The sequence below is a fragment of the Xanthomonas fragariae genome (assembly GCF_900183975.1).
Classification (GTDB): Bacteria; Pseudomonadota; Gammaproteobacteria; order Xanthomonadales; family Xanthomonadaceae; genus Xanthomonas; species Xanthomonas fragariae.
Map to the genome: position 1 here is coordinate 3,945,284 of NZ_LT853882.1, position 15,272 is coordinate 3,960,555.

The window sequence follows — 15,272 nt, forward strand, 5'->3', positions numbered from 1 at the left end:
CTGGTGCGGCGTGTACCAGACGTGCACGTTGGTTCCCGCGCAGTCCACGCCAGCTGACGGCTGCCTGCTACGCCTGTCAGCCGCTCTTACAGGCGCGCCAGCACCTCGGCTTTTTTGGCGTCGAACTTTTCTTGAGTGACCAGTCCCGCATCGAGCAGTTGCTTGAGTTTGCTCAGCACATGCATCGGATCGTCCATGGCGGGCGGAGCCGAAGGCGCGGCGCCAGGCGGCGTGGGTGCGTGCACCACCACGCCGCCGGCTGACGCGCGCAACTTGTCGATTTCCAGCTGCTGGCGCTTTTCGTATGCAGATTCTTCCACTTGCTGCGCATACGCATATACCCGCCGCGCCTGCTTCTTCGGAAGGCTGTCGATGGACGCGTAGCTGCCCTGCGTGGTGCGGCACATGATCGTCGCCCCCAGCATCTGTTCGCTCATGTGCACATTGAGCACGTCGCGCCAGGGGAAATCCCAAAACGTCATGCCGAACGGCTTGGGGTGCACCACGATGAACCTGCGGTTGGTCAGCACCACTGCATCCGGCGAGAGATTCATCACCATCTTCTTTTGCACGGCGATATATTCGACCTGCTCATCGCGCGTCAGTAACTCGGTCACCTTTGGCAGGATTTTGCCCACTGCCGCTGAATCCTGCTCGTCGGTCAGGAATTGTGCAAAGACATCCATACCGCCCTCATCGTGATTGGTTGAGCCGAAGCGTTGCCGTGTATGACACCACATCTGCGCCGCTTATTGCCGATACCAGACAAAACGGAAGAGCGCGCAGGTGTCGGATCGCTGAGCGCTTCATACCGCCCAAACGACGACATGGCGGATGCCGCCATCCGCCATGTTGGCTGCATAACGATGCTGTCGATCGCTGACTAAGAAGCGCACTTCGGCACGATGAATCGTGATGTCTTCGCCGTTGTCGTAATACGCGTTGGCGTAGACGTCATGCATAAAGCGCGCGCTTGGGCTGACATGCTTGCCGATATCCACGCCGAGCCCGGCACCCACTTACGCGCCATAAACGTGCGCGTTGCAGTCCTCACCTTTTGCCTCGCCGCCCCAGCAACCCATCCGCACGACAGTAAATACCGGAGGTATGGCCGAAGTCGAAGCGCGCCGCTCCATCGATGCTGCCGAAGTCCACCGTTGGAATGACGACAAAGCCATCCTCGTTCTTCGAATCATCTACTTTCTAGAAAATGCGTCAGCGCCTGACCGGCATCGCGCCCACTGCCGACGAGGCCGCACGCAGTGCCGAACCGGCTTAGGTACGCGGCCTGCACAGTGGCTGGAAGCGGCTGTAGCGCTGCCTCAAGGGCGGCGCGTCAACCGCGGCCAACTCGCTAATCCGTCAACGCGCAGCCGCAGCCGCAGGATCTGACGCCCTCGGCACCGGGTACGCGATCAGCGTCGGTGCGTCCGCTACGAAACGATCGAGTACCCCATCGGCAATTTTGACCGGCCCGCCGAAACGCGTGGCGCCGGGAATCGACGGAATCGCGGCGGCGGCGGCGGCGATTCCGGCTGCATCGGCAAACAAGCGCGGCGCCTCGGCGTCGCCGCGATTGGCGGCATCCAACCCCGCGGCGGTCTGCTGTAACGCACGGCCCCAACGCTGCATCGCGTCCAGCCAGGGGCGCGACTGCTCGGCGAACCCTGGATCGGCCATGCCCGCGCGGATGATCTCCGGCGCGGCCGCAACCTCGTCCGCAGTGCGCGCCAGCTCGGCGATCGCCTGGCTACGCGCCGCCTCATCGCCCAACGCAAACGCCTCGCGAACGCGGTCCAGCACCCCCTTCAACCGCGGCGCCTGTTCTTGCCACGGCTGGCTACCAAAGGTGGGCGCCAGATGCTGGGTATCGAAGAAAGTGAGCAGCGCGGCGGTCACCCGCGCGTCGCCACCGGCAAGATCGCGCGCGGCCGCATGCCAGGTGCGCTCGGCGTCGTAGCCCTTGTCGTTCCACGCGAACGCGGTCAGCCCCATCACTGCGACGCGGCTGGGCACTTCCTGATTCATCGGGTTGGAGACGATGCCCGACAACTCGGCCGACAAGCCCGCTTCGCGCCGCGCGTACGGCGCCATCAGCAAACGACCGGCGGAGGTTTGGAAATCGTTGACCGGATAGTTGTCCCACAGCAGCGTCTTGCGTCCGAACGCCTTGGTCGCTGCGCGTGCATCGGGCAGGGAAATGGCCGGTGGCACCACGTCGGTGCCGGTCCACTGCACGACGACCTTCGGGTCCAGATGCTTGCGCAGCGCTTCCTTGTACGGGCTTTCCTTGGCGTCGTAATACTCGGTCGGCACCATGATCAGTTCGGATGCCGCATCGTGGCGGGCAACCAGATTCGCTTGCACCAGATTGAGCAGATGCGACTGTGCGATGCCAGCCGCCTGAGCACCGGAGTCGCCGAAGGCGGTCTTGTCGCGCTCGCAATTCCACTTGGTGTATTCGATATCGTCCAGCGCCACATAGAAGCTGCGCACGCCCAAGGCGCGGAATGCATCGAACTTGCGCAGCAACGCTTTGGCATCGGCCGGATTGGAGAAGCACGCAGTCGGTCCTGGCGAGATCGCATAGACGAAATCGACGTGGTTGCGCTTGGCGGTGGCCGCCAACTTGCCCAGCGCCTTCAAGGTCGCGGCCGGGTATGGCTCGCGCCAGCGGTCGCGCGCGTACGGGTCGTCCTTCGGGCTGTAGATGAACGTGTTGGCCTTGGTCCGGGCGAGAAATTCTAGATGGTTGGCGCGATCGGTCATCGACCAGGGCGCGCCGTAGAAGCCTTCGATCGTGCCGCGGATCGGCATCGCCGGGTAATCCTGGATCACCAGCGCTGGGATGGCCGGACGTTCAACCAGCTGACGCAGCGTCTGCGCCGCATGGAACAGCCCGTCGTCGTCGTGGCCGGCCAGCGTGATCAGGCTGCCGCTACCCAGCGCCACGCTAGCGAGCGTGTAGCCCTCCTTGTGCGTGTCCTGCACCGCCTTGCTGCGGGTCAGCGCATCGCGCACCGCCGCCGCACCGCCGGTGCCGATGACGATGTACAAGCGGTCGAGTGTGGCAGGCAAGCGCGCGGCGGTTGCGATCTTGGCAACGCCAGCCGAGCTGAGAATGCGGCGGACCAGGACAACCGACTCCGGGTCCGTGCCCGGCGCCACGACCAGCACCGCCGACCGACCGAGCGTGACCGTGCCGCCCTCCAGCGCGATCGACACCGGGGTCGGAAAGATCGCCGGCTGCGTGACCGGTTGCGCCAAGCCCGGTACGCTCAAACCCAACGCCACCAGAACCCAGAGCAGGCGCAAGCCCGACTTCCTATCGCGTTGCTTCATGTCCGAACTCCGGTATCGAAATGGTATTACGGCCTAGAGTAGGCAAGTCGTGGCGCGGCGACAAGCGCATTAGCCAACTGGCTTGGCATATTCGGTCGTTTTCGGGCAAGCGGTGGGCATCCGGGATCTGGACCCGATCCGCGAACAGCGCGGTTTGGGAGTGACCTCCGGTATTGAAGTGGTATGACTACTTGGAGTGACCGGAATGTTCTGGCTGGGTGCCGGCACGTGGTCGCGACCGTGTGGTGGTGGTCCTTCATCGCGCCTATGGCCAGTGCGGAAGCACTTGAGCAAGTCTCGATGCGGATCGCGCGCAACTGCGCAGGCTCAGCGTCCAGGCCTCGGGTACGAAATCGAAGGTGCGCCAGGATCTGACTGGTATCGCTTCAACTCAGCGGAACGCACTCGACATCACGCGCGATGTCTGCAAACCCATAAGGACTTCCGGCCGGCATTGTCGAATTAGCGAAAGGCTGCTCCTTCGCAACCCAACCGCGACTGCAGCGCCACGACGCAGCAGACAGGCCATCGCGCTACAGCACTGAGGTCCGCGTTGCACATCGAACCTGACAAGCCGACACACGCATCGCTAAAACCTACAACGCGTCGCTATCCAGCTCGCCGGTGCGGATACGCACCACGGTACCCAGGTCGTACATAAACACCTTGCCATCGCCGATCTTGCCGGTACCTGCCGCCGCAATGATCGCCTCGACCACGCGCTCGGCCTGGTCGTCGGTTACTGCCACTTCGATCTTCACCTTGGGCAGGAAGTCGACCACGTATTCGGCGCCGCGATACAGCTCGGTGTGGCCCTTCTGACGACCGAAGCCCTTGACCTCGGTCACCGTGATGCCCGCCACGCCGCAGCCAGAGAGTGCTTCGCGCACATCGTCGAGCTTGAACGGTTTGACGATGGCCATGATCATTTTCATCGGTGCAGGTTCCAGGGCATGACGGGGGCGCAGCATACCGTGGACAGGGGCAACGCTCATCCCGTCGCGCGCGGCCGTCACCGCGGCCGACAGCCGAATGGGACTATCCTTACCGCCTGCCGACCGCCTTGCCGATGCCCCGCGTGTGGCGGCCTGCACTAGGCTTCCTACTGACCTGCGGAGAACACCATGATCGATTTCAATCAGCTCGATGACCTTGCCCGCCGCCTCAGCAATCTGGTGCCGCCGGGCCTGCGTCAATCGCGCGAAGAACTGCAGAGCACCTTCAAGGGCGCGCTGCAGGCCGGCCTGGGCAAGCTGGACCTGGTCACCCGCGAAGAGTTCGACGTGCAGCGCGCGGTACTGCTGCGCACGCGCGAAAAGCTCGACGCATTGGAAAAAGCCGTCGCCGCGCTGGAAGCCCGCGCGCCCGGCACGCCGCCCGCTGCACTACCCACAACTCCCTGACGCGAGCCTTCCACCATGAGTCTGGCGCTGGTGCACAGCCGTGCCCGCGTGGGGGTGCATGCGCCTGAAGTTCGGGTGGAAGTGCATCTCTCCGGCGGCCTCCCTTCCACCCAGATCGTGGGTCTGCCCGAGGCCGCGGTGCGTGAGTCGCGCGAACGCGTACGTGCGGCATTGCTGTGCGCACAGTTCGAATTCCCGGCCCGGCGCATCACCATCAACCTGGCGCCAGCCGATTTGCCGAAGGAAGGCGGCCGCTTCGACTTGCCGATCGCGCTCGGCATCCTGGCCGCCAGCGGGCAGATCGACCGGCAAGCGTTGGCCGACTACGAATTTCTAGGCGAGCTTGCACTCACCGGCGAGTTACGCGGCGTCGATGGGGTGCTGCCTGCCGCTTTGGCAGCCGCGCAGGCCGGGCGAAGGTTGATCGTGCCGCTGGCCAATGGCGCCGAAGCCGCGATCGCCGGGCATGTGGAAGCCTTCACCGCGCGCACCTTGCTGGAAGTCTGCGCCGCACTCAACGGCACTCAGCAAGCGCCAGCGGCAGAGGTGGCGATCCTGGCGCCAGGCGCACGTGCCCTACCGGATATGGCCGATGTGCGCGGCCAACCGCATGCGCGTCGCGCGTTGGAGATTGCCGCAGCAGGAGGTCACCACCTGCTGCTGGTCGGCAGCCCCGGGTGCGGCAAGACCTTGCTCGCCTCACGCCTGCCTGGGCTGCTGCCGGAAGCCAGCGAAGCCGAAGCGCTGGAGACTGCCGCCATCACCTCGATCAGCGGCCGCGGGCTGGATCTCGCCCGCTGGCGACAGCGGCCCTATCGCGCGCCCCATCACACCGCCAGTGCGGCCGCTTTGGTCGGTGGTGGCACCCATCCGCGTCCCGGCGAGATCTCCCTGGCCCACAACGGCGTGCTGTTTTTGGATGAGCTGCCCGAGTGGCAACGGCAGACCTTGGAAGTGCTGCGCGAGCCGCTGGAGTCGGGCCTAGTCACCATCTCGCGCGCTGCGCGCAGTGTGGATTTCCCGGCTCGTTTCCAACTAGTTGCTGCGATGAACCCCTGCCCATGTGGCTGGGCCGGTGATGGCAGCGGGCGTTGCCGCTGCAGCAGCGACAGTATTCGTCGCTATCGCAGCCGTATCTCTGGTCCATTGCTGGACCGTATCGATCTGCATGTCGAAGTGCCGCGACTGCCGCCGCAAGCATTGCGCAGCGGCAACGTCGGCGAGGACAGCGCCAGCGTGCGTGCACGCGTGGTCGCAGCCCGTGAACGACAGCTTGCGCGCGCCACCGTGCCCAATGCGCAACTCGACCAGGCAGACACCGATCGCCACTGCCGCCTGCAGGGCGACGATCAGCTGCTGCTGGAGCGCGCGATCGAGCATCTGCAGCTGTCCGCACGCTCGATGCACCGCATCCTGCGCGTGGCACGCACCATCGCCGATCTCGACGACAGCGCGGGGATCGCCACGCGCCATCTGACCGAAGCGATCGGCTACCGCAAACTGGATCGCACGTTGAGCGCAGCGAGCGCGGCGTAACAGCGCTGATCCAGCGGTATAAGGCGCGACGGCAGTCGACGACAGGGCAACGACTCCGCTTTGCCTGGATAGGCCGCCAAGCAGTTTACGACGGCCCTGCGGCGCAGCTGCACGACCGTATTGCTGACCTCGTCACTAGTGCGTTCGACCGCGCAGGTTGGTCCGCTGCACCCTAAAAGTCGGCGCAGCACCGCCCGGTACCGGCCCCGCTTGAAGTGGCTGAAAAAACGCACAGAGCAGTCATCAGGTGATGCAGGCACCGCGCAGGAACCGGGCTAAACGAGCGGTACATAAGGATCCGAGCGCTGGCGGTGCGACATCTGGCGATAAGCGCCGCTGTTCGCCGGCCGCGACATCCCAACATCCACTTCATGGCGATCCACGTACAACATCGGTCAATCCATTCCGCAGAGGCCGTCATGAGCAGACTTCCCGAGCTGTCTACCGTCCCATCGCTGGATCTGAACCGCTATCTCGGCACTTGGTACGAAATCGCCCGGCTGCCGATTCGCTTCGAGAACGCAGACTGCACCGATGTGTCGGCGCACTACTCGCTGGACGGGGACGGCAGCGTACGCGTGCAAAACCGCTGCCTGACTGCGGAGGGCGAATTGGAAGAAGCGACTGGGCAGGCGCGTGCCATCGACGACACGCATGCTCGGCTGGAAGTCACCTTCCTGCCCGAGGGCCTGCGCTGGATCCCCTTCACCAAGGGCGACTACTGGGTGATGCGAATCGATGCGGACTACACCGCTGCACTGGTCGGCAGCCCCGATCGCACACACCTATGGCTACTTGCACGCCTGCCGCAGTTGGACGAAAACATCGCGCAATCTTATCTGGCGCATGCGCGCGAACAGGGTTTCGACCTGGCGCCGCTGATCCATACCCCACACACAGGGCGGCTGACCGAGCAACCGCTTTCGTAAGAGCGGCCAACAAAACCTGGCCAGCGTTGGCAGCAAGTAGCAGTCGTCGGACAGTGCTGCCGGCGCGCCCAGAACCAGAACTTCCGCCTGTTCCATGTCACCGAGCACCGGCCGCGCATTCCAGATGGCTGCGCAGGAGCTGTTGTAGGTCGTTCCAGCAGCCCGCCCACGCCGCGAGCAGATCGTCATTGGCAACTGCCAACAACACGCGGCCGGCACGCGAAACCGCAGTGCATGTGGCATTGCGATTGCGCGCACCGGCCGCCCTGGTGTGTCGATCACACGACAGCCTGCCGACGCGCTCTCAATCGTTCAACGTGCCCAGATCCTTGGCTGCGGCCTGGGCACCTTCGAGGCTGTCGAAGGCCACACCGGTGTTGCCGACAACGTACTTGGTCAGCTCGCCGTCGCGTGTGGTTTCCTGCATCTTGAAGATCGGCACCGCGTCGGTGCCGCCGACGCGTTCTTTCTGCGTTGTCATAGGTGATTCCTCCAGTGAAAGCGCCTTGCATGGGACCGGATTGTCCCGCCCCCGTGCGGGAGCGCAGACGAGCCGACCCTAGCGCGCCATCGCGTGCAGGCGTGTGAATCCATCGACCTACCCAATGCCGCAGCGCAGCGAATGATGAGCGGCAAAAAGATCACATCCGCTTCGCTCCACAAACGCGCGCAATGCACGCATCTGGCGTACATTCGTGACGTGCAGCCTCATCAGTCCATGCCTCTGGTCACCAACCGCTGCGTGCGAGGCGTCCGCGCGCGCCTGGGCAGCCCTGCGTCGGCCATCTGTCGACGCGCGTCCTGTCCGCATTGCCCCGGGAGCCGTGCGTGAACTGGCAACCACACAGATGCGGGTGGTGAGGTGAAGCGTCAACGCATCATCAGTGTGACTGTGCTGTTGGTAGTGCTGTGCGCAACTCTCCCGATCGGCCTGTCCTACTACTTGGCGTGGCGGCTGGCGCTATCGCGCGAAGAGAGCAGGCTCAGCCAGCTGGCGACACTATCGATCCGACGTACCGAAAGCGCCTTCGACGAGGCGCATGGCGCGCTGTTGAACTTGGCTGGCTCGCAGCTGCCGCCCTGCTCGCCAGCACATCTGGCGCAGATGCGCGCGCTGGTAATGACCAGCCATTACGTTGTGGAACTGGGGCATTTTCAGCAACGCCGGTTGCGCTGTACTTCGTGGGGGCAGCTGCTCGACAGCATTCCACAGAGCATGCCGGACTTTGTGGTCAAGCGCGGCATCGCGGTGACCACGCGGCTTCGCCCGCTGGCCAATCCGCAGCATCCGCTGATGGCCTTGCAGTTGGGCAACTACAACGTACTGATCAACCCGAACATGCTGACCGACATCAACATCCCACCCGGCCTGCAATTGGCAATCGGCACACCGAGCGGGCAGATCCTCAGCAGCACCGGCACCACCGCCGAACAATTGCTGATCGAGCCCTCGTCTGACACCTCGGCCGATGGCTCCACGCTGCGGCAGGTGTTATCCGGCCGCGACCGGCGTGGCGACTGGGCCGCCGTGGTCACCGAGCCGTTGGCGTATCTGCGTGGGCCGTTGGCGGCTGCGCGGCTGCAGGTGGTGCCGGTCGGCATCGCAGTGGCGCTGCTGCTGGTCAGCCTGGTGATCTGGGTGTCGCGGCGGCGCTTGTCGCCGCTGGCGCGGCTGGAAATCGCCGTGCAGCGTGGCGAGTTCATCGTGCATTACCAACCGATCATCGCGCTCGATACCGGTACCTGCGTCGGTGCCGAAGCGCTGGTACGTTGGCAGCAACCCGATGGCGTGCTGGTGCCGCCGGATGCCTTCATTCCACTGGCCGAAGAAAGCGGTTTGATCCAGCCGATCACCGACTTGGTGGTCGCCGAAGTCATCCGCGAACTCGGCCCGACCTTGTCAACGGATCCGTCGTTGCACGTAGCAATCAACGTGTCGGCCGGAGACATCAAGAGCGGTCGCGTGCAGAGCGTGCTTGCGCAGGCACTGCAGGGCACCGGGGTGAACAGCGGGCAGTTGTGGGTGGAAGCGACCGAGCGCAGCCTGATGGACATCGATGCCGCGCGCACCACCATCACCCATCTGCGTAACGCCGGCCACACGGTATCGATCGACGACTTCGGCACCGGCTATTCGAGCTTGCAATATCTGCAAGGCTTGCCGCTGGATGCATTGAAGATCGACAAGTCGTTCGTGGACACCATCGGCACTCACTCGGCCACCAGTGCGGTGACCTCGCACATCATCGAAATGGCCAAAACACTGAAGCTGCGCACCATTGCCGAAGGTGTCGAGCGGCAGGAGCAACTCGACTATCTGCGCGCGCACGGCGTAGACCTGGCGCAGGGCTGGCTGTTCTCACGCGCGTTGCCGGCAACCGGCTTTATCGCCTATCACGCGCAGATGCGCAGCGCGACACACTAATCAACGTCAGCGCCACATGCGGCCGATAACACCAGCAAGCTGTGGCAGATAAGTGCGGACTGAGCGCAGGCATCGCTGGCTACGCGGCACACCGATTCCGAACACCGGCGTTGCACACTTGGCGGCGACAATAGTGTTGTTCGTCGCTCTACGCAAATCCGATAAAGCCAATAAAAAAGGCCGCCAATCACGGCGGCCTCTTCGATCAAGCGCTTTGCAAAGCGCTTTCGCGTTGGTGGCGCACCGGCTTGGGAAGGCTTGGGAAGGCATGCCGCACGATCCGCCACATCACCTGACCGAACTGACGCGGCAGCGAGCCTGTGTTGTAGTGCTGACCGTAGCGCGCACAGATCTGCTTCACTTCGACCGCGATCTGCGCATAGCGATTGGCCGGCAGGTCTGGGAAGAAGTGGTGCTCGATCTGGTGGCTCAGATTGCCCGACAGCACATTCATCAGCTTGCCGCCGGTCAGATTCGACGAACCGCGCAGCTGACGCAGATACCAATGGCCGCGCGACTCGTTGCGGATCGATTCCTTCGGGAACACTTCCGCATCGGCGGTGAAATGGCCGCAGAAGATGATCACGAAGGTCCATATGCTGCGCAGCACGTTAGCAGCCAGGTTACCCAACAGCACGGTCAGGAAGAACGGACCGGCCAGCAGCGGGAACACGATGTAGTCCTTGAGCATCTGGCGGCCCATCTTGCGGCCGACCGGAAGGAATAAAGCGCGCAGCTCGCCCGATTTCATCTTGCCGGCAAACCAGCGGCCCAGACGCAGGTCCTGGATGGCCACGCCCCATTCGAACAGCAGCGCGAACACCACCGCCACGAACGGCTGCATCAGGTAGAACGGGCGCCAGCGCTGCTCGGGGAAGATACGCAGCAGGCCGTAGCCGATGTCGTCGTCCATGCCGCGCACATTCGTGTAGGTGTGGTGCTTGAAGTTGTGCGTCTTGCGCCAATTGTCGCCGGTGGCAACGATGTCCCATTCGTAGGTATTGCCGTTGAGTTGCGGGTCGCCCATCCAGTCGTACTGGCCGTGCATCACGTTATGGCCCAGTTCCATGTTCTCCAGAATCTTGGACAGCGTCAGCAGCACCACGCCGGCGATCCACGCGGGGATCAACACGCTGTGCACGAACGCACCGAGAAACAGCAGCGCGCGGCCGGCCACACCGGTCCAGCGCACGGCCGCCACAATGCGGCGGATGTAACGCGCATCGTCGGCGCCCACCTGACTTTGCACGCGGGCACGGATGGCATCGAGTTCGTCGCCGAAAGACTGCAGTTCAGCAGCGGACAGGGCACGGTTGTGGACTCGGCTCATGAAGATTCCTTACAGATCCAGGATCAGGTCAGTGCTCGGGGCACTGATGCACAGGCGGACCTGTGCGGTGGGTTCGTTGCTGCGCTCACCGGTCAACAGGTGGCGCGTGGTGCCGGACTGGCGCGCACAGGCGCAGCTATTACAAATGCCCATGCGGCAGCCATGTTTGGGGCGCAGGCCCTGCGCTTCCAGCCCTTCCAGCAGCGACTTGCCGCGCGGCAGCGTGAACGTGCGGCCGCTGCGTGACAGCTGGACCTGCACGTCACCCTCCTCGCTATTGTCAAGCGCCGGTACGCTGAACGCTTCGGCCTGGAACGCGGCCACGCGGCACTGCAAGCGCTCGCGCGCTGCCTGCACGAAACCGCCGGGGCCGCAAACCATGACGTGGCGATTGGATAGATCGGCGATCTGCTCTAACGGATAGGTGTTCACGCGCGCGGCCGGCGTATCGCCTTCGCGGGTGGTGAGCAGACGCACACGCAAGCGCGGATGCGCAGCGGCCATCGCGTCGAATTCTTCGACAAAACAGGCTTCGTCGCGCTGGCGCACCCAATACAGCAGGTCCACATCCATCGGCATGCCGGCCTGCGCCGCGGCTTGCAACAAGGCGCGCATCGGCGTGATGCCCGAGCCGGCCGCCAGCAGCAATAGCGATGTTGGAATGGTCGGCAGCAGCATGTCGCCGAATGCCGAGTCAAGCGACACCACCGTGCCCAACGCTGCATCGTCCGCCAGGTAGCGGCTCACCAGCCCACCCTCGATCGCCTTGACCGTGATCGCCAGGCGACCATCGGCCAGCACGGTCGGGCTGTAGCTGCGCAGCAGGCGGCGGCCGTCAATCTCCACGCCCAGGCTCACGTGCTGCCCGGCGCGCAGGCCCTGCCAATGCGCGTTGGGCTGAAATACCAAGGTGACCGCGTCGCGGCTGGCCGCGCTACGGTCGACCAGGCGGGCCATCGGCCGCTCCAGCGTCCACAACGGGTTGATCCGGCTTGCCCAGAAATCGAACAATTGCGGCGACACCAACCGACGCGCCAGGCGTGCGGGCAACGGGGACTTAAACTTGGGAGTGGATGCCAGACTCATAGGACACACTATACGCATGCATGCACAGACGTGTATACAGTTGTATATCTGCTGAAGGGGCTATGATTCACACCCACGCCCGGCTGTGCCCACATGACCCCCATCGCCCTGCCTACCCACGACGCGCCGCCGTTACGCAAGCCGGCGATTTCCCGCGAGGATCTGATCGCCGCGGCGCTGTCGTTGATCGGGCCGCACCGCAGCCTGTCCACGCTGAGCCTGCGCGAAGTGGCGCGTGAAGCCGGCATCGCGCCAAACAGCTTCTATCGCCAGTTCCGCGATATGGACGAGCTTGCTGTGGCCCTGATCGATCTGGCCGGGCGTTCGCTGCGCACCATCATCGGCCAAGCCCGCCAACGCGCCACCTCCACCGACCGCAGCGTCATCCGCGTCTCGGTCGAGGCGTTCATGGAGCAACTGCGCGCCGACGACAAGTTGCTGCACGTGCTGCTGCGCGAGGGCGCGGTGGGATCGGATGCGTTCAAGCAGGCGGTAGAGCACGAGCTCAGTTATTTCGAAGACGAGCTGCGCGTGGACCTGATCCGCCTGGCCGCCGCCGACAACGCCAAGTTGCACGCACCGGCGCTGGTGTCCAAGGCGATCACCCGGCTGGTGTTTGCGATGGGCGCGGTCGCAATGGACTCGCCTCCGGAGAAAGATCCCGAACTGGTCGAGCAGATCTCGCAGATGCTGCGCATGATTTTGACCGGCGCGCGCACATTGGGCACGCACAGCGGTTGATTTTTTGGGTGTGTGTCTGCGATACCCAAACTACATCGTGCGTGGGGCCGATAACGCAGAGAGCTTCTACAGCGGCAGCCACGGCGCGGGCCGGGTGATGAGCGGAACCGCTGCACGTCAGCAGATCACGCTGGCACAGCACCGCAAGGCCACCGCGCACGTGAAATGCTGCAAGGACGCGGCCGTGATCGCCGAATCGCCAGCGGCGTACAAGTCGATCGATGCTGTCATGGCCGCGCAACGGGACCTGGTCGATGTACTGCATACGCTGCGCCAGGTGCTGTGCGTCAAGGGGTCAACAACAGCCACGCCTGCGCTCTTTCCTCGTGGCGACAACGCGCTAGCGACCTCATCTTCGATGGCGGATGCACAGTTCAGTCTTGTCGTGATGACACTCACATCCAAGCACACGCGTTTCACCCTGGCGACGCCATGGTTGCGCCACGTTAGCGGCCTGTCTCCACAGGACGCATCCATCAGGCAACCGGAGGCGGCATGAGCAATCTCGACAAGCAGGAACGCAAAGCAGAAGCACAGGACTTGAACCGTGACCCGATCTCAGGTGCACCCGGATCGCATCCGGTTGGCGTAAGCATCGGTGGCATTGCTGGCGGTGCAGCGGCAGGCGCGGTGGCCGGCACCGTGTTCGGCCCGCTCGGCACCTTGATCGGCGCAGTGGCAGGTGTGGTCGCCGGTGCCGCAGCCGGCAAGGGCTTGGCCGAGCGCCTCGACCCGACGGTGGAGACCGAATACTGGCGCCAGGAGCATCGGAACCGTTCTTAGAACCTGTTCACGATCTTTCCTGATTGGTGCAGACTCTGCGGATGCGCCAAAAAACCTATCCGAGCGACATGAGCCGGGAGCGTTTCGAACACATCCTCCCGATCCTGGAACAAGCGCGCAAGCGCACCAAGCCACGCCGAGTGGATATGTATGAGGTGTGGTGCGCAGTGTTGTACGTGCTGCGAACCGGTTGCCAATGGCGAGCGCTACCCAGCGACTTTCCGAAGTGGCGGACCGTGCACGCGTACTTTGCCAAGTGGAGCGAGTGCGACGATGAAGGAGTGAGCCTGCTGGAGCGGGCGCTCAAAAAATCAGGTTGGCGTGGCCCGCCAGAAACAGGAGCGCAACATCTTCAGCAGGTTCTTGATCGTGGACGCGCAGAGCGTCAAGAACACGGACACAGCCGGGCAAAAGGGATATGACGCGGGCAAAAAGGTGTCGGGCATCAAGCGGCATATCGCTGTTGATACCCAGGGTGCCCTATGCCATCGCGGTGACGACGGCGGAGGTGACCGACCGCAAAGGTGCGCTGCGGGCGCTGGAGCGCTGTCAGTCAAACTTGACGCATGTACAAAGCCTGCTGTGCGACAGTGGTTACACCGGAGTACCGTTTGCCGAAGGCGTGCGAGAGATTCTAGGCGAGCAGCTCACGGTGCAGATTGCCAAGCGCAGCGAACTGCACACCTTCAAGGTCATGCCCAAGCGCTGGATCGTCGAGCGCAGTTTTGCCTGGCTGGAGAAAAACCGAAGGCTGTGGAAGAACTGCGAGCGCAAACTCAACACCAGCTTGCAGTTCATCCATCTGGCCTTCTTGGCGCTTCTACTCAAAAGATCGTGAACAGGCTCTAAGAGCGGCTAACAAAACCCAGGAAGAAGCCGTAAGCAGATGATGGAGCAAGCAAGCGAGAGCAACGCCAAGTGGAGATCGATGCGGCGTTCAAAGCGGATGCGCAGTTTGCCCATGCCTGCGAACCAGGCATGGGTGCGCTCGACGACCCAGCGATGACGGCCCAACCGGTCGTTGCGCGCGATCCCCTTGCGTGCGATCCGCGCAATGATGCCGCGCTGCTTGAGGAAGGCGCGACAGCGGTCGATGTCGTAAGCCTTGTCGGCGTGCAATTTGTCTGGCCAACGTCGCGGGCGCCCTGGTTTGCCACCAATTGGCGGCAAGGCGTCGATCAACTCCTCGAACACGACCGAGTCGTGCCGATTGGCGCCGGTGACGCACACCGCCAAGGGGATGCCGTTGCGATCGACGATCAGATGCCGTTTGCTGCCGCGTTTGCCGCGATCGGTCGGGTTCGGCCCGGTATATGGGCCCCCCGGGGGGAGGCTACGCTAGCGGCGTCCAGACCAGCTCGGCTCAGGTCCAGCGTCTGAGCGCGACGTCGCTCGGCCAGCAACACCTGATGCAGACGATGCCACACACCGGCGGCCTGCCAATCACGCAACCGGCGCCAGCAGGTCATGCCGCTGCCGTACCCAGCTCCATAGGCAGGTCTTCCCACGGCACGCCCGTGCGCAGGACATAGACGATGCCGTTGAGGGCTTGCTGATCACTGATACGCGGCCGTCCACCTTTGGGCGAACGCTTCACTTGCGGAATCAGTGGCTCGATGCGCTTCCACAGCGCAATGGGGATCTCTTTGCGACGTGTCATGTCCGCAATTTTGCCACCGGCGAGACAAGATTCAAGG

11 protein-coding genes, 2 other RNA genes and 6 pseudogenes are annotated in these 15,272 nt (G+C 63.7%); 10 read left to right on the top strand and 9 right to left on the bottom strand.

The features are described from left to right. Positions 1-10: 10 nt before the first annotated feature. Positions 11-82, top strand: a non-coding RNA gene (locus PD885_RS18265) — sX9 sRNA. 4 nt (positions 83-86) lie between these two features. Here PD885_RS18265 and PD885_RS18270 read toward each other — a convergent pair. Continuing rightward, complete coding sequence (locus tag PD885_RS18270; RefSeq protein WP_088057043.1) at positions 87-686, bottom strand: PH domain-containing protein; 600 nt, start codon at positions 684-686, stop codon at positions 87-89. 207 nt (positions 687-893) lie between these two features. Then, positions 894-1,203, bottom strand: a pseudogene (locus PD885_RS18275) (outer membrane beta-barrel protein); the annotation flags it as partial. Between the two features lie 4 nt (positions 1,204-1,207). Here PD885_RS18275 and PD885_RS22840 point away from each other — a divergent pair. Next, positions 1,208-1,279: pseudogene (locus tag PD885_RS22840) on the top strand (kinase); the annotation flags it as partial. A gap of 83 nt (positions 1,280-1,362) precedes the next feature. Here the strand turns inward: PD885_RS22840 and PD885_RS18280 are convergent. Beyond that, a complete protein-coding gene (locus tag PD885_RS18280) occupies positions 1,363-3,342 on the bottom strand; it encodes a glycoside hydrolase family 84 protein (protein ID WP_002809603.1) in 1,980 nt (659 codons plus the stop codon). 596 nt (positions 3,343-3,938) lie between these two features. Then, on the bottom strand, positions 3,939-4,313 hold the full coding sequence (locus tag PD885_RS18285) for a P-II family nitrogen regulator (RefSeq protein WP_197493710.1): 375 nt from the start codon (positions 4,311-4,313) through the stop codon (positions 3,939-3,941). Positions 4,314-4,466: 153 nt separating this feature from the next. On the opposite strand from PD885_RS18285, the gene ubiK reads away from it, so the two are divergent. Both ubiK and PD885_RS18295 read left to right on the top strand, forming a co-directional pair. Then, positions 4,467-4,745: a ubiquinone biosynthesis accessory factor UbiK gene (gene ubiK / locus PD885_RS18290; RefSeq protein ID WP_002809601.1), complete on the top strand. Its 279-nt coding sequence runs from the start codon at positions 4,467-4,469 to the stop codon at positions 4,743-4,745. 15 nt (positions 4,746-4,760) lie between these two features. Further along, entirely contained in the window at positions 4,761-6,281 is a 1,521-nt protein-coding gene (locus PD885_RS18295; RefSeq protein WP_002809600.1) for a YifB family Mg chelatase-like AAA ATPase, read from the top strand. 217 nt (positions 6,282-6,498) lie between these two features. On the opposite strand, the gene PD885_RS18300 is transcribed toward PD885_RS18295, so the two are convergent. Next, a non-coding RNA gene (locus PD885_RS18300) (sX9 sRNA) lies at positions 6,499-6,573 on the bottom strand. Between the two features lie 127 nt (positions 6,574-6,700). Here PD885_RS18300 and PD885_RS18305 point away from each other — a divergent pair. Beyond that, complete coding sequence (locus PD885_RS18305; protein ID WP_040762726.1) at positions 6,701-7,210, top strand: lipocalin family protein; 510 nt, start codon at positions 6,701-6,703, stop codon at positions 7,208-7,210. 304 nt (positions 7,211-7,514) lie between these two features. Here PD885_RS18305 and PD885_RS18310 read toward each other — a convergent pair whose 3' ends face one another. Continuing rightward, entirely contained in the window at positions 7,515-7,691 is a 177-nt protein-coding gene (locus tag PD885_RS18310) for a hypothetical protein (RefSeq protein WP_002809598.1), read from the bottom strand. Positions 7,692-8,072: 381 nt separating this feature from the next. On the opposite strand from PD885_RS18310, the gene PD885_RS18315 reads away from it, so the two are divergent. Continuing rightward, positions 8,073-9,635, top strand: a complete 1,563-nt coding sequence (locus PD885_RS18315) for an EAL domain-containing protein (protein WP_002809597.1) — start codon at positions 8,073-8,075, stop codon at positions 9,633-9,635. A 205-nt stretch (positions 9,636-9,840) separates the two neighbouring features. On the opposite strand, the gene PD885_RS18320 is transcribed toward PD885_RS18315, so the two are convergent. Both PD885_RS18320 and PD885_RS18325 read right to left on the bottom strand, forming a co-directional pair. Then, positions 9,841-10,965, bottom strand: a complete 1,125-nt coding sequence (locus tag PD885_RS18320) for a fatty acid desaturase family protein (protein WP_002809593.1) — start codon at positions 10,963-10,965, stop codon at positions 9,841-9,843. A gap of 9 nt (positions 10,966-10,974) precedes the next feature. Next, positions 10,975-12,051: a ferredoxin reductase gene (locus PD885_RS18325; protein ID WP_002809590.1), complete on the bottom strand. Its 1,077-nt coding sequence runs from the start codon at positions 12,049-12,051 to the stop codon at positions 10,975-10,977. A gap of 93 nt (positions 12,052-12,144) precedes the next feature. On the opposite strand from PD885_RS18325, the gene fabR reads away from it, so the two are divergent. The 4 genes and pseudogenes from fabR (at position 12,145) to PD885_RS18345 (ending at position 14,413) form a co-directional block, all read left to right on the top strand. After that, a complete protein-coding gene (gene fabR, locus PD885_RS18330) occupies positions 12,145-12,792 on the top strand; it encodes an HTH-type transcriptional repressor FabR (RefSeq protein ID WP_002809589.1) in 648 nt (215 codons plus the stop codon). Positions 12,793-12,820: 28 nt separating this feature from the next. Beyond that, positions 12,821-13,087: pseudogene (locus tag PD885_RS18335) on the top strand (RtcB family protein); the annotation flags it as partial. Positions 13,088-13,287: 200 nt separating this feature from the next. Further along, a pseudogene (locus PD885_RS18340) lies at positions 13,288-13,569 on the top strand (hypothetical protein); the annotation flags it as partial. 47 nt (positions 13,570-13,616) lie between these two features. Next, positions 13,617-14,413, top strand: a pseudogene (locus PD885_RS18345) (IS5 family transposase). A 17-nt stretch (positions 14,414-14,430) separates the two neighbouring features. Here the strand turns inward: PD885_RS18345 and PD885_RS18350 are convergent. Next, positions 14,431-15,235, bottom strand: a pseudogene (locus PD885_RS18350) (IS5 family transposase). Positions 15,236-15,272 lie beyond the last annotated feature (37 nt).

Bases quoted from the DNA above. Each gene is read 5' to 3' on its own strand.
- PD885_RS18270 (WP_088057043.1), bottom strand. From the start codon at position 686: ATGGATGTCTTTGCACAATTCCTGACCGACGAGCAGGATTCAGCGGCA.
- PD885_RS18280 (WP_002809603.1), bottom strand. From the start codon at position 3,342: ATGAAGCAACGCGATAGGAAGTCGGGCTTGCGCCTGCTCTGGGTTCTG.
- PD885_RS18285 (WP_197493710.1), bottom strand. From the start codon at position 4,313: ATGCTGCGCCCCCGTCATGCCCTGGAACCTGCACCGATGAAAATGATC.
- ubiK (WP_002809601.1), top strand. From the start codon at position 4,467: ATGATCGATTTCAATCAGCTCGATGACCTTGCCCGCCGCCTCAGCAAT.
- PD885_RS18295 (WP_002809600.1), top strand. From the start codon at position 4,761: ATGAGTCTGGCGCTGGTGCACAGCCGTGCCCGCGTGGGGGTGCATGCG.
- PD885_RS18305 (WP_040762726.1), top strand. From the start codon at position 6,701: ATGAGCAGACTTCCCGAGCTGTCTACCGTCCCATCGCTGGATCTGAAC.
- PD885_RS18310 (WP_002809598.1), bottom strand. From the start codon at position 7,691: ATGACAACGCAGAAAGAACGCGTCGGCGGCACCGACGCGGTGCCGATC.
- PD885_RS18320 (WP_002809593.1), bottom strand. From the start codon at position 10,965: ATGAGCCGAGTCCACAACCGTGCCCTGTCCGCTGCTGAACTGCAGTCT.
- PD885_RS18325 (WP_002809590.1), bottom strand. From the start codon at position 12,051: ATGAGTCTGGCATCCACTCCCAAGTTTAAGTCCCCGTTGCCCGCACGC.
- fabR (WP_002809589.1), top strand. From the start codon at position 12,145: ATGACCCCCATCGCCCTGCCTACCCACGACGCGCCGCCGTTACGCAAG.